Here is a 13,622-nt window from a genome sequence, read left to right as displayed (position 1 = left end):
AACCTTGACCTGCAGCGCACTCGAGGTTTTACCCTGATTTCATGTCCTTCACTCAGCAGGAACTCGACTACCTGGCGTCACAACGCCTGGGCCGGCTCGCGACAGTTCAGCCGAATGGAACCTTGCAGGTCAGTCCCGTCGGCTTCCACTACAACGCCGGCACGTCCACGATCGACATCCAGGGCTACAACATGGCGGCGAGCCGCAAGTTCCGCAACGTCGCCGACAACGGGAAGGTGGCATTCGTCGTGGACGACGTGCCGTCCGTCGACCCGTGGCGGGTCCGCTGCGTCGAAATCCGCGGGCGCGCCGAGGCCCTCGACGCCGAGGCCGCCGAGGCGAACGATCTCGGCGGACCGACCATTCGCATCCACCCCGAACGGATCATCAGTTTCGGTCTCGGTGCCACCGACCAGGACGTCCATCAACTCGTGTCGAACGCGCGCGACGTGTAACGGCGAACTACGCGATGTCCGGTCGGTAGCCGACGGCGAGGACGGCGACGGTGGACGGCGGTGTCAGGACGGTCGCGGTGCCGGTCGGCCGGTTCGCCGGGGTCCCGTATCCCTCGGTCGACCACGGGACGACGGTGTCACCCAGCACGACCGCGGGTCCGCCGTCCGACAACGCGAAGGCGCCGTCGGGCAACGACGACCACGCGGCCTCGTGCGTCCGCTGGTGAGAACCGATCAGCCGCTCCCCGTGCAGCCGGGCGTCCATCTCCTCCGCGCCGGGCAGTCCACCCCCGTTGGCCGACTGCCACGCGACGCGAAAGTCGTTGTACCGCTCGCGCCGGCACAGGGCGCACGGCCGGTGCCCGGCCGCGAGGGCGACCGCCTCGTCGTGGAAGAACAGGACCGTGTAGTGGCCCGCGCTCCACTGGTCGACGGTGCGGGCCGCGTAGTCGGTGACGCAGATGATCCACCGCCTGCCTGCATGGTTGCGCACGACGGTGTGCCCCCGGTGCAGGCAGCCCCTGTTCCCCATGAACCGGCCGCGGAGTGGAATCGCGACGATCTCGGATCGGGGTGACACGCGATTCCGTTCGGCCATGTGCCGATGGTAGCCAGCCGACCCGCGCGTCAAAACGGGATGAGTACCCCAGTCCGGCGCTAACCTGGGCTCAAGGGTTCCGCTCGGACGGGTGTCCCCGTCGGCCCGCGGTCCCGGTCACAGTTCCTCACGATCTGAGGGCAGGAGGCAGGCAGCATGGACGCCATCACCCAGGTTCCGGTGCCCACCAATGAGCCGGTCCACACGTACGCGCCGGGCAGTCCCGAACGTTCCCGTGTGCAATCCGCACTCACCGACATCGCTACCAATCCCGTCGACATCCCGCACGTGATCGGTGGCAAACACCGGCACGCCAACGGGGACCGCGTCGACGTCGTGCAACCCCACCGGCACACCGCTGTGCTCGGCACGCTGCGCAGCGCCACCCACGACGACGCGTCGGCGGCGGTCGAGGCGGCCACGGCCGCGGCACCGCACTGGCGGGCACTCTCGTTCGACGACCGGGCCGCGGTCATCCTGCGCGCCGCCGATCTGTTGTCCGGGCCGTGGCGCGAGACGCTCGCGGCGGCGACGATGCTCGGCCAGTCGAAGTCGGTCCAGCAGGCGGAGATCGACGCACCGTGCGAGTTGATCGACTTCTGGCGCTTCAACGTTCACTTCGCCCGCCAGATCCTCGCCGACCAGCCGATCTCGTCACCGGGTGTGTGGAACCGGCTCGAATACCGTCCGCTCGAGGGCTTCGTCTACGCCATCACGCCGTTCAATTTCAGCGCGATCGCTGGCAATCTGCCGACCGCGCCTGCGTTGATGGGCAACACCGTGATCTGGAAGCCGTCGTCGACGCAGACCGTCGCCGCGTACTGGACCATGAAACTGCTCGAGGCCGCGGGAATGCCTCCGGGCGTGATCAATCTGCTCACCGGCAGCGGGCAGGCTGTGTCGGAGGTGCTGCTGAGCGACCCCCGCCTCGCGGGTATCCACTTCACGGGTTCGACCCGGACGTTCCAGCACTTGTGGAGCGAGGTGGGCGCGAACATCGGGAAGTACGCCGGCTACCCCCGGCTGGTGGGGGAGACCGGCGGCAAGGACTTCGTGGTCGCGCACGCCTCGGCCGACGAGGACGTACTGCGGACGGCGCTGGTCCGCGGAGCGTTCGAATACCAGGGCCAGAAGTGTTCGGCCGCCTCCCGCGCCTACGTCCCGAAATCGCTGTGGCGGCGGATGCGGGACACGTTCACCGCGGAAGTCGATGCCCTCACCTACGGTGACGTGACGGATCTGGAAAATTTCGGCGGCGCCCTCATCGACCGGCGCGCGTACGACAAGAACGTCGCGGCCATCGAACGCGCCCGCAGCGCTGCCGGCCTGGAGATCGCTGTCGGCGGCAAGTACGACGACAGCGTCGGCTACTTCGTCCGCCCCACCGTGCTCCTCGCGGACGACCCCGCCGACGAGGCGATGACCACCGAGTACTTCGGGCCGATCCTCACGGTGCACGTGTACGACGATTCGGCCCCGAACGCGTTCGCCGACGTGCTCGCCAAGGTCGATTCGGCGGCCCCGTACGCGCTGACCGGTGCGGTGATCGCCGACGACCGCCAGGCCGTCGAGCAGGCAACGTCTGCTCTCCGGTTCACTGCCGGAAACTTCTACGTCAACGACAAGCCGACCGGTGCCGTCGTCGGGCAGCAGCCGTTCGGCGGAGCCCGCGCCTCGGGCACGAACGACAAGGCCGGGTCCAAGCTCAACCTGCTGCGGTGGGTGTCGGCCCGCACCATCAAGGAGACGTTCGTCCCGGCCACCGATTACCGCTATCCGCACATGGGGTCGGAATGAAAGCGCCACCGGTTCTGGCGAATCCGCTGCGCCCGGCGATCCTCGCGGCGGCCCGGTCGTCCCGGGTCAAGCGGGCGGTCACCGGCGCCCCGGTCACACGGAAACTCGTCGACCGCTTCGTTGCCGGAGAGAGCCGGGAATCGGTGCTCGCGGCCGTCCGGGAGATCCTCGATTCGGGCCGATCGGTGTCGATCGACTTTCTCGGTGAGGACACGCGTGACGCCGAGGGAGCCCAGGCGACGGTCGACGAGTATCTGGCGCTCGTCGCCGATCTCGGTGCCCTACCCGAAGCGGCGGACGGGACTTCGGGTGTTCGCCGGCTCGAGGTATCGATGAAACTGTCGGCGCTCGGTCAGGCCCTCGCCGGCGACGGTCGCAGGATCGCCACCGACAACGCCCGCACGATCTGCGCCGCCGCGGAGGCGGCAGGGGTGTGGGTCACCGTGGACGCCGAGGACCACACGACCACCGATTCGACGCTGGCGATCGTGCACGAACTCCGCGACGACTATCCCTGGCTCGGTGCGGTGGTGCAGTCGTATCTGCGACGTACCGAGGACGACTGCCGTGCCCTCGCCGGCCCCGGTTCGAGGGTCCGGCTCTGCAAGGGCGCGTACCGGGAGCCCGAGTCCGTGGCCTTCCAGGACCGCGCCGCCGTGGACGCGTCGTATCTGCGATGCCTGGGGATCCTCATGGAAGGCGCCGGGTACCCCATGGTGGCCTCGCACGATCCGGCCGTCATCGACGCGGTCGCCCCGCTGGTCGGGCGCACCGGCCGCGCCGCGGACGCCTACGAGCATCAGATGCTGTTCGGGATCCGGGACGTCGAGCAGCGTCGGCTCGCGAACGAGGACAAGCAGGTTCGGGTGTACGTGCCGTACGGAAGTCAGTGGTACGCGTACTTCATGCGGCGACTGGCCGAGCGTCCCTCGAACCTGCGGTTCTTCCTGCGGTCGGTGGTCACCCGGGACTGACCGGCGTTGTCGCGGATCGGTTCCCGCGGGGTGCGTCGTTGTAGAGTTTCGCGGTGACGACTTCGGGCGGGGGATGGACCAGCGCGGTCCTCTTCGCCGTCGTTCTCGTGCTCGCGACGCTGCTCGGTTCGACGCGCATCGGCGAGGTCCGGCTCACCCGTCCGCCGCGCACGGCGGTGGTGCTGTGGTTGCTGATCGCCGTGCCGTCGCTGCTGCAGGTCGTCGTCCCCGCCGTCCTCGACGCCCTCGAGCGTGACCCCACCCAGATCCGGGACCACCAGTGGTGGCGGATCGTCACCTCGGTTGCGGTGCAGGACGGGGGACTGGCCGGAACCGCGGTGAATCTGCTCGTTCTCGCCTGGGTCGCCCCGCTCGCGGTCCGGGTCTGGGGTGGAGTGCGGGCCGTCCTGCTGTTCGTGGCGAGCCAGATCATCTTCGGCCTGTTCACCGCGTTCCTGTTCCCGTCGCCCGGGGCGGGCAACTCGGGTGCCACGCTCGCGCTGGCCGCGTCCCTCGCCGGTCTGGTGGTGATGCAGTCCAAGGAGTGGCGCGCACTCGCCGCGAGCGGCGGCATCGTTTTCGCCGGTGTCCTGCTGGTGGTCGTCGACGACGCCCACGGACTGGCTGTGCTGACCGGGGCGCTGCTGGGTGCGGCACTGGCCACCGTCAGTCCGCCACCGGGAGACCCACCGGAGCGCGTCCGGGCCCTGTGAGAAGCTGACCGTGTGCTGCTGCGATCTCTGAATCCTCTGGCCGTCGCCCAGGGCGACGACATTCCCGATGCCATCCGGATCGGCGACACCACCCTGTCGCGCGGTGATGTGCTCGGTGCGGCGACATCCGTGGCCGAGCGCGTGGCACGCGCGGATCGGGTCGCGATCCTCGCCACCCCCACCGTCACCACCGTCCTCGCCGTCGTGGGCTGCCTCATCGCCGGTGTGACCGCGGTGCCGGTGCCGCCCGATTCCGGCCCCGCCGAACTCGAGCACATCCTGCGTGACTCCGGCGTGCAGGCGTGGCTCGGCGAGTCGCCCGCGGACACGGCGGGCCTGCCCGTCGTTCCGGTCCGCGTCCACGCCCGGTCGTGGCACAGCTACCCGGAACCGCCCGAGTCCTCCATCGCGTTCGTGCTCTACACCTCCGGCACCACGGGACCGCCCAAGGGCGTGCTGATCAGCAGGAAGGCCATCGCCGCCGGCCTCGATGCCCTCGCCGACGCCTGGCAGTGGACCGGCAACGACACACTGGTGCAGGGACTTCCGCTGTTCCACGTCCACGGCCTCATCCTCGGTGTGCTGGGACCGTTGCGTATCGGCAGCCGTCTGGTCCACACGGTCAAACCCACCCCGGCGGCCTACGCCGCGGCACACGGAACGATGTACTTCGGTGTCCCCACCGTGTGGGGTCGCATCGCCGACGATCCCGAGTCGGCGCGCGCGCTGTCGGGTGCGCGCCTGCTGGTGTCGGGCAGCGCCCCGCTGCCCGTGCCGGTGTTCGAGAAGCTGCACGAGCTGACCGGGCTCGCACCCATCGAGCGGTACGGCATGAGCGAGACGATGCTCACGCTCAGCACCCGGGCCGACGGCGAGCGTCGCCCGGGGTGGGTCGGGGTGCCGGTCCGCGGCGTCGAGACCCGGCTGCGCGACGAGCGCGGCAGCGACGTCCCCCACGACGGCGAATCCATCGGCGGTCTGCAGGTGCGCGGCCCGATGCTCTTCGACGGCTACCTGGGCCGGCCCGACGCGACGGCCGAATCGTTCACGGACGACGGCTTCTTCAAGACCGGCGACGTCGCCGTCATCGACCCGGAGGGATTCCACCGTATCGTCGGCCGCGAATCCACGGACCTCATCAAGTCGGGTGGATTCCGCGTCGGCGCGGGGGAGGTGGAGACGTCTCTCCTCGGCCACCCGAGCGTCCGGGAAGCCGCGGTCGTCGGCCTTCCCGACCCGGACCTCGGTCAGCGGCTGGTGGCCTTCGTGGTGGGGGACGACGTCTCGGAAACCGAGCTGATCGAGCACGTGGCCACCGAACTGTCGGTGCACAAGCGGCCCCGCGAGATCCGTGTGGTCGAGTCGCTTCCGCGGAACGCGATGGGCAAGGTGCAGAAGAAGCAGCTGTTCTGAAATCGGTAAGGTGGCGTGCGATACCGGCCCAACACGGATTGGCAGGCGCACAGTGAGTGTCGAGAGCATCGTTCAGAGCACCCGAATCGTCCTCGCCTCGCGGCCGGACGGCGCGCCCACCGCCGACAACTTCCGGCTCGAGGCGGTGAACCTCCCCGATCCCGCCGAAGGTCAGGTGCTGATCCGCGTCATCTACCTGTCCCTCGACCCGTACATGCGCGGCCGGATGAGTGCCGCGGAGTCCTACGCCGACCCCGTCGAGATCGACGAGGTCATGGTCGGCGGCACCGTCGGACAGGTCGTCGAGTCCCGGCACCCGGACTTCGCAACCGGTGACTACGTTCTCGGGTACGCGGGTTGGCAGTCGCACGCAGTGGTCGACGGCAATCACCTCCGTGCACTCGACCGCGACACCGCGCCGCTGTCCACCGCCGTCGGAGTTCTCGGCATGCCCGGATTCACCGCGTACTCCGGCCTGTTGAAGATCGGGCAGCCGAAGGCAGGCGAGACGGTGGTCGTCGCGGCGGCCAGCGGTCCGGTCGGCTCCGCGGTCGGGCAGATCGCGAAACTGAAGGGCGCCCGGGCCGTCGGGATCGCGGGCGGACCGGAGAAGTGTGCGTACCTGCTGGACGAACTCGGATTCGACGCCGCCGTCGACCATCGGTCCCCCAACTTCGCCGAGGAACTGCGCGCGGCGTGCCCCGACGGCATCGACGTCTACTTCGAGAACGTCGGCGGTGCGGTGGCCGCGGCCGTGCTGCCGCTGCTCAACCTGTATGCGCGAGTTCCGGTGTGCGGCCTCATCGCGCAGTACAACGACACCGAGACCCCCGATGGCCCGGATCGGCTGCCGGGGTTCTTCACCCGGGTGCTGGTCAAGAGCCTCACGATCCGCGGATTCATCCAGCGCGAGTTCGTCTCCGAGATGTACGCGGACTTCCAGCGCGATGTGTCCGGGTGGATCCGGGAGGGCCGATTCGCCTACCGCGAGGACATCGTCGACGGGCTCGAGAACGCGCCTGCGGCGTTCATCGGTCTGCTTCGGGGCAGCAACTTCGGCAAGCTCGTGGTCCGGGTCGCCGAGGAGGACTGACGGGCCGTATTCGCCCTGGACAGGGCGCTGTCGTGATACAACGGTGACAGAAGCGGACCCTCGTTATGTTTGCGTGATGTCGATGGTGCGGGAGTTCGTTGTCATCCACATATGGGAGTGATCAGATCCATGACGACTCATAGTTCGGGGGCGGGTTCGCAGATCCTCGTCGACGGCAGGCCCGCCTCCGCGCCGCTGCGCGACACACTCACGGTCGCACAGAAGCTGGTCCGGCATTTCGCCGACAACGTGACCCCGTGCGGTTCGCTTCCCGGCGAACAACTGCAGAGCGACGTCATGGATTTCACGATCGTCTGCCTCGGTCTCGGTATCCAGATGCTCGACGAAGGCATCAGCCCGACGGACGAGGACCTCGCGGAGGTGCGCAACAGTTCCGCGCGCTGGGCCCGCGAGGGATTCCCGTTGAAGCTCGTGCTCCGCATTCTCCACGAAGGCATTCAGGAGGCCGGGGACCTCGTCGCCTCGAACGCCCGAGAGGAAGACCTGCCCGAACTCCTGGTCATCCAGAAGGTGATGTTCACCCTCCTCGAATGCGTGACCGTCGCCGCCACGACCAGCTACGTGGAGGAACTCGAAGCGGTCAACAGCGAACGGGACGGTGCCGCGATCAACCTCGTGACGGCGCTGCTCAGCGGCAGAAAGGCGGCGACCGCCGCGCGGCACGCGGGCGTGGAGCTGGCCGACGAGTACGTGGTCCTGGGGCTGTCGATTCCGTCGCATCCCACGGAGGCCGTGACCCACCGGCGCAAAGCCGTCGTCGCCCGGCAGAAGCTCCGGCGGTTGCAGATCGAGCTGGCGGACGCCTCGGGCGGTGCCGCCCTGTGTTCGCTGAGCCCGGACGGCGGAACACTGTTGCTGCCGGGTTCGCCCGAACGGACGTGGATGGTCTCCCTGCTCGACCGCATCGGAGCGGCAGCCGGGGTTCCGCTCACCGCCACGGCAACCCGGGTTCGCACCGCCGGTATCCCCGCGGCGGCGGACCAAGTCCACGAACTCCTCGACCTGGCCGATCAGCTGGCGCTCGAACCGGGTCTCTACGAGATGGACGATCTGGCGCTCGAATACCAGCTCACCAGGCCCGGGCCAGGCCGGACCCACCTGGCGCGACTCCTCGAACCGTTGCAGGGCTCACCCGAACTGATCGAGACGCTCGAGGTGCACATCGGCCACGACCTCAATCGGCAGCGCACCGCGAAGCAGATGCACCTTCACACCAATACGGTGGATTACCGGCTCAAGCGGGTGGCGCAGCTGACGGGCTGCGACCCGACGCGCCCGTCCGGGTTGCGGCAGATCCAGGCGGCGCTCGTGGCCCGCCGGCTCGAGGTCGCGCAACCCGATCGCTGACGTGGCCCTGATCCGGGCGCCCGTCACCGGCGCAGCGTCGTACGCTGCACCGTTCGCTACGATGTGGGCCGGATCATATTCGGTCCGGGTGTGTCGGTGGTCGTCTCGTGACCGAAATGTTAGGGGAGGCAGGCGATGGCCGGAGGGCGGCATTCGAGCGCGGGGCCGGAGCGCGGTGGTCGCTCGCCCGGGTTCTACGCGGTGTGCGCTGCCGTCGTGATCGGGCTCGTGGCCTCCGTGGTCGTCGTCGTTCAGGCAGTCCGCTCCTGGGCCGACGACTGCGATCAGGTCACCGACTACACCCTCGCCGCCGACCCGAGCATCGCGCCCGCCCTGAGCAGCATTCTCGGCGAAGCGAACGACACCGACCTGGGCTGCGCGAACGTCGCCGTCAGCGCAGCGACGTCCGGCGACATCGCGGGACGACTCGGTAAGGGAACCGACGCCCCCGACCTCTGGATACCCGACACCGGGGCCTGGGTGGGCAAGGCGGCGCTCACCGCGGCCGGCCCCGTCGAGGTGATGACGGGGTCGATCGCATCCTCGCCTGTCGTCCTGGCGTCGCGGGAGGAGGACGCGCCCACCTCGCCGACGTGGCTCGCCGCCCTCCAGATCAAGAACATCCAGCTGGGCAACCCCCTCGTGACAGGGGTCGCGCAGGCCCCGATCAATGCCGCGCTGGCCGAAGGTCAGGCCGACCCCGTGTCCGCGGGAACCGTGCGGGCGGCGCTGGTCCCGCTCGCACAGGAGGAGAGTGCGCGCACCGCGGACGAGCCCATCGGCGAGGAGATGCTCCAGGGCGTCGTCGACAACGGTGGAGTCGCCGTGGCCACCGAACAGTCCGTGCTCGATTTCTCCGGTGAGGGCGACGGCGCGCGCACGCTCACCGCGACGGTGCCGCCGACGGGCAGCAACTTCATGAACTTCCCGCTCGTCGTCACCTCGCCCGCACCCGACCGGCATTACAGGGCCACCCAGGTGGCACGTGCCGTCGCCGCTGTTCTGGGCGGTGAGGATGCCCGCGCGGTACTCGCGGAGAACGGATTCCGCGGACCGGACGGGAGTCCGCCCGCTGACGGTCGCGGCGTCGGCCGGGTCACCAAGCTGGCGCTCGAGGACGAGACGGCGCTACAGGACGCCCTCGGTGGTTGGGCGTTGATGGCGTTGCCGATCCGCACGCTCGTCGCGATCGACGTGTCGGGGTCGATGGAGACCCCCGCAGGCAACCGGTCGCGCATGGACCTCACGGTCGACGCCGCACTCGCCGGCAACGCGATGTTCCCGGACAGCGTGTCCGCCGGGTTGTGGGCGTTCTCGCAGGGGCTCGGTGGGGGACCGCAGGACTACAAGGAGATGGTCCCGATCCGCCGCTACGACACGGTGGTCGACGGACTCACTCAGCGCCAGCTGATGGCGCAGCAGGCGGGGAAGGTCGACGCACTGATCGGCGGCGGCACCGGTCTGTACGACACGACGCTCGCCGCGTTCCGGACGGTGCAGGAGACATACGACCCGCGCGCCGTGAACAGTGTGATCATCCTGACCGACGGCGCCAACGAGGATCCGGACTCCATCACGAAGGAACAGCTCCTGAGCATCCTGCAGCGTGAGATGGATCCGGCACGCCCCGTCATCATCGTGACGATCGGCATCACCGATGACGCCGACGCGGTCACGCTCGCCGAGATCTCGCGGGTGACCGGAGGGTCGAGCTATGTCGCGAAGGATCCCGCCGACATCGCCAACGTGTTCGTCAACGCGCTGGCCGCCCGCGGTCGCCGCTAGCGGAATCCCGTTCCGGCGCAGTCGGACTTTTCGGCCGCACCCCTAGTCAGCCACCGGTCGGTAGTGCTTTGGTGGAAGGTGGGGGTGGACCCATTCGAGGAGTTCGTCATGGCCAAGCCGTTCAGAGGTGTCGTCAATCTCGATATTCGTGACTCGATCCCGGACTGGGGTCCGTACGAGCAACCGAAGGCGACGCCCGGTTCACCGAACGTCCTCTACATCGTGCTCGACGACGTCGGTTTCGGTGCGATGGGCTGTTACGGCGGGCCGATCGAGACCCCGAACATCGACCGGATTGCCGCGAACGGGCTGCGGTACGGCCAGTGGCACACCACCGCCCTGTGTTCCCCGACACGATCCTGCCTGCTCACCGGGCGGAACCACACCACCAACGGTATGGCGTGCATCAGCGAGTGCGCGGTCGGCTTCCCCGGCGGGAACGGTCACATCCCTCCCGAATGCGCCACCCTCGCCGAGATCTTGGTCGAGCAGGGCTTCAGCACCGCGATGGTCGGCAAGTGGCACCTGTGCGCCGAGGACGAGATGAACCTGGCGTCGACCAAACGGAACTGGCCGGTCGGCCGCGGCTTCGAGCGCTTCTACGGCTTCCTCGGTGCCGAGACCAACCAGTGGTATCCGGATCTGGTGCACGACAACCATCCCGTCGAGCAGCCCGCCACCCCGGAGCAGGGCTACCACTTCAGCGTCGACATCACCGACCATGCGCTCGAATACCTCGGCGACGTCAAGGCGATCGCCCCGGACCGGCCGGTGTTCCTGTACTACGCGCCCGGCTGCGCGCACGCACCCCACCACGCTCCGCAGGAGTGGGCCGACCGCTATCGCGGCAGATTCGACGACGGCTACGAAGCGATGCGCGAGCGGACCCTGGCCCGGCAGAAGGAGATGGGCCTCGTACCCCCGGACACCGAACTGCCGCCGCTCAATCCGATCGGCACCCCGGAAACCCGCACCGGACCAGACGGCCAGCCGTTCCCACCGCTGGACTTCACGCGCCCCTGGGACACCCTGTCCGACGACGAAAAGCGGCTCTTCGCGCGCATGGCCGAGGTGTACGCCGGTTTCCTCTCGCACTGCGACGACCAGATCGGCCGACTGCTGGCCTACCTCGAGGAGATCGAACAGCTCGAGAACACCATCGTCGTGGTGGTCTCCGACAACGGCGCCAGCGGTGAGGGCGGCCCCAACGGTTCGGTCAACGAGAACAAGATCGCCAACAACGTGCCGGACGACCTCGCCGAGAACCTGGCCAAGCTGGACCAGCTCGGCGGCACCGAGACCTACAACCACTACCCGAACGGGTGGGCGATGGCGTTCAACAGCCCGTTCAAGATGTGGAAACGCTACTCCTTCAACGGCGGCACGTCCGACCCGTGCATCATGTCGTGGCCGGCCGGGATCGAGGCTCGCGGCGAAACCCGCGACCAGTACCACCACGCCATCGACATCGTCCCGACCCTGCTCGACTGCCTCGGTGTCGAACTTCCCGACACGGTGAAGGGCTACACCCAGCACCCGATTCAGGGCGTGAGCATGCGTTACAGCTTCGACGCCGGAAACATCCCCACCGCCAAGCACACCCAGTTCTATTCGATGCTCGGCGGGCGGGGCATCTGGCACGACGGCTGGAAGGCCGTCACCACCCACCCGACACTGAGCGGGTGGAGTCACTTCCCGGAAGACACCTGGGAGCTCTACCACACTCAGGTGGACCGCTCCGAACTCCACGACCTCGCCGAGTCGGAACCAGGCAGGCTCGCCGAGCTCGTCGGCCTGTGGTTCCACGAGGCAGGTGCGAACCAGGCGTTGCCGCTCGACGACCGCTCAGGCGTCGAACTGCTCACCACCCCGCGCCCCCAGCTCGCGCCACCGCGCAATCGCTACGTGTATCGACCCGGTGGCGCCGAGGTACCCGAGGCGGTGGCCGTCAACCTTCGCAACCGCTCCTACTCGATCGGGGCGCTCGTCGACCTCCCCGAACCGGGTGCTGCCGGGGTGCTGTTCTCCCACGGTGGCAGGTTCGGTGGGCACTCGCTCTACGTCAAGGACAATCGGCTGCACTACGTGTACAACTTCCTCGGCAGCGAACAGCAGAAGATCGACGCGACCGAGGACCTGCCGACCGGAGAGAACCTCATCCTGGCTGCGTCGTTCGAGAAGGACTGTGAGGACCCGCCCGGTACCGCCCGGGGAGTCCTGAGCCTTTACTACGGCGACCGCAAGGTCGGTGAAGGTCGGATCCGGACCCAGCCCGGCAAGTTCAGCATCGGAGGCGGCGAGGGCCTCAATGCCGGCCGGGACAGCGGCGAACCCGTCACCGACGACTACCCGGGTACATCGCCGTGGGCTTTCACCGGTGGGACGTTGAACCGGGTCGCGATCGACGTCAGCGGCGAACCGTTCGTCGATCTCGAACGCGAAGCCGCCGCCATGCTCTCGCGCGAATGAGAGCGGAAGGTCGCCATGACAGAACCCCTTCCGAGCTGGCGTGAGGGTGCCGGCAAGTCGGCCATCCTGGGATTCGTCGGGCGTGTGACGGCGGAGGACGTCCCCGTCGAGGATCGAATCGCGGTCTTCGACAACGACGGCACGCTGTGGTGTGAGAAGCCGATGCCCATTCAGCTCGACTTCATCCTGCGCCGGCTCGTCGTCATGGCCGAGCACGATCAGGATCTTCGCACCCGTCAGCCTTGGCAGGCCGCCTACACACAGGATTACGGCTGGTTGAACGACGTCATCACGCAGCACTACAACGGCGACGACAGCGGGGTGGGAGTACTCGCCGCAGGTGTGCTGGCCGCGTTCGCCGACGTGACTGTCGAGGAGTTCGAGGCCCGGGCGGACCAGTTCCTGCGCACCGCCCGGCATCCCACCCTCGACCGGGACTACCTGGGGTGCAGTTACGCGCCGATGGTGGAGTTGCTCGACTACCTGGCCGTCAACGAGTTCCGGAACTACATCGTGTCCGGCGGCGGCCGCGATTTCATGCGGCCGATCAGTCACGACGTCTACGGCATTCCGCGGCAACGGGTCATCGGCAGCGGGGTGTCACTGGTCTGGAATCACGACGGCCGCAGCGGGGCGATCTTCCGAAGAGCCGAGGCGGACGTTCTCGACGACGGACCCGAGAAGCCGGTGCAGATCTGGAACCGGGTCGGTAGGCGGCCCCTGCTGGCGGCGGGAAACAGCAACGGGGACATCCCGATGCTCCAGTTCGCGGAGGCACCGGACCGGCCGTCGTTGCGGCTGTTGCTGCGCCACGACGACGCCGCCCGCGAGTTCGACTACGTCGCGGGCGCCGAGCAGGCGCTCGAACTGGCCGAGGCCGACCGGTGGACGGTGGTCAGCATCGAGAACGACTGGGCGACGGTGTTCGCGCCACTCCCTGACCAGGTCAGATGAATC

At 68.4% G+C, this 13,622-nt stretch carries 11 protein-coding genes; 10 read left to right on the top strand and 1 reads right to left on the bottom strand.

The features are described 5' to 3' along the window. Positions 1-41 precede the first annotated feature (41 nt). Positions 42-455, top strand: a complete 414-nt coding sequence (locus OYT95_RS06895) for a PPOX class F420-dependent oxidoreductase (protein ID WP_037231662.1) — start codon at positions 42-44, stop codon at positions 453-455. A 7-nt stretch (positions 456-462) separates the two neighbouring features. On the opposite strand, the gene OYT95_RS06890 is transcribed toward OYT95_RS06895, so the two are convergent. Next, positions 463-1,053 (bottom strand): hypothetical protein, encoded by a 591-nt coding sequence (locus OYT95_RS06890; RefSeq protein WP_268791050.1) that lies wholly within the window; start codon positions 1,051-1,053, stop codon positions 463-465. A gap of 156 nt (positions 1,054-1,209) precedes the next feature. Between OYT95_RS06890 and pruA the strand changes: the two genes are divergently transcribed. From pruA to OYT95_RS06845, 9 genes are all read left to right on the top strand, one after another. Next, the gene (gene pruA, locus OYT95_RS06885; RefSeq protein ID WP_268791049.1) at positions 1,210-2,850 is read left to right on the top strand and encodes an L-glutamate gamma-semialdehyde dehydrogenase; all 1,641 of its coding nucleotides are present in this window, start codon (positions 1,210-1,212) and stop codon (positions 2,848-2,850) included. Next, positions 2,847-3,824, top strand: a complete 978-nt coding sequence (locus OYT95_RS06880; protein ID WP_037231669.1) for a proline dehydrogenase family protein — start codon at positions 2,847-2,849, stop codon at positions 3,822-3,824. Before pruA ends, OYT95_RS06880 begins: the two co-directional genes overlap by 4 nt. Positions 3,825-3,877: 53 nt before the next feature. After that, positions 3,878-4,537 carry a rhomboid family intramembrane serine protease gene (locus tag OYT95_RS06875; RefSeq protein WP_268791048.1) on the top strand — a complete coding sequence of 220 codons (660 nt, stop codon included), beginning with the start codon at positions 3,878-3,880 and terminating at the stop codon, positions 4,535-4,537. A gap of 12 nt (positions 4,538-4,549) precedes the next feature. After that, positions 4,550-5,950 (top strand): acyl-CoA synthetase, encoded by a 1,401-nt coding sequence (locus tag OYT95_RS06870; RefSeq protein WP_268791047.1) that lies wholly within the window; start codon positions 4,550-4,552, stop codon positions 5,948-5,950. 52 nt (positions 5,951-6,002) lie between these two features. Beyond that, positions 6,003-7,043: an NADP-dependent oxidoreductase gene (locus tag OYT95_RS06865; RefSeq protein ID WP_112299147.1), complete on the top strand. Its 1,041-nt coding sequence runs from the start codon at positions 6,003-6,005 to the stop codon at positions 7,041-7,043. Positions 7,044-7,172: 129 nt separating this feature from the next. After that, the gene (locus OYT95_RS06860) at positions 7,173-8,411 is read left to right on the top strand and encodes a PucR family transcriptional regulator (protein WP_268791046.1); all 1,239 of its coding nucleotides are present in this window, start codon (positions 7,173-7,175) and stop codon (positions 8,409-8,411) included. Between the two features lie 135 nt (positions 8,412-8,546). Then, entirely contained in the window at positions 8,547-10,196 is a 1,650-nt protein-coding gene (locus OYT95_RS06855) for a substrate-binding and VWA domain-containing protein (protein ID WP_268791045.1), read from the top strand. A gap of 108 nt (positions 10,197-10,304) precedes the next feature. After that, positions 10,305-12,665, top strand: coding sequence for an arylsulfatase (locus tag OYT95_RS06850; protein WP_268791044.1), 2,361 nt, complete (start codon positions 10,305-10,307; stop codon positions 12,663-12,665). Between the two features lie 15 nt (positions 12,666-12,680). Beyond that, a complete protein-coding gene (locus tag OYT95_RS06845; RefSeq protein WP_268791043.1) occupies positions 12,681-13,619 on the top strand; it encodes an HAD family hydrolase in 939 nt (312 codons plus the stop codon). Positions 13,620-13,622: the final 3 nt, after the last annotated feature.

Origin of the sequence: Rhodococcus sp. JS3073, assembly GCF_026810085.1 — a bacterium.
In the GTDB taxonomy this organism is placed as follows: Bacteria; Actinomycetota; Actinomycetes; order Mycobacteriales; family Mycobacteriaceae; genus Rhodococcus_F; species Rhodococcus_F wratislaviensis.
This window is presented reverse-complemented; position numbering and strand designations above follow the sequence as displayed.

Coding starts and splice junctions, on each gene's coding strand:
- OYT95_RS06890 (WP_268791050.1), bottom strand. CDS start 1,053: ATGGCCGAACGGAATCGCGTGTCACCCCGATCCGAGATCGTCGCGATT.
- pruA (WP_268791049.1), top strand. CDS start 1,210: ATGGACGCCATCACCCAGGTTCCGGTGCCCACCAATGAGCCGGTCCAC.
- OYT95_RS06880 (WP_037231669.1), top strand. CDS start 2,847: ATGAAAGCGCCACCGGTTCTGGCGAATCCGCTGCGCCCGGCGATCCTC.
- OYT95_RS06845 (WP_268791043.1), top strand. CDS start 12,681: ATGACAGAACCCCTTCCGAGCTGGCGTGAGGGTGCCGGCAAGTCGGCC.
- OYT95_RS06860 (WP_268791046.1), top strand. CDS start 7,173: ATGACGACTCATAGTTCGGGGGCGGGTTCGCAGATCCTCGTCGACGGC.
- OYT95_RS06895 (WP_037231662.1), top strand. CDS start 42: ATGTCCTTCACTCAGCAGGAACTCGACTACCTGGCGTCACAACGCCTG.
- OYT95_RS06850 (WP_268791044.1), top strand. CDS start 10,305: ATGGCCAAGCCGTTCAGAGGTGTCGTCAATCTCGATATTCGTGACTCG.
- OYT95_RS06855 (WP_268791045.1), top strand. CDS start 8,547: ATGGCCGGAGGGCGGCATTCGAGCGCGGGGCCGGAGCGCGGTGGTCGC.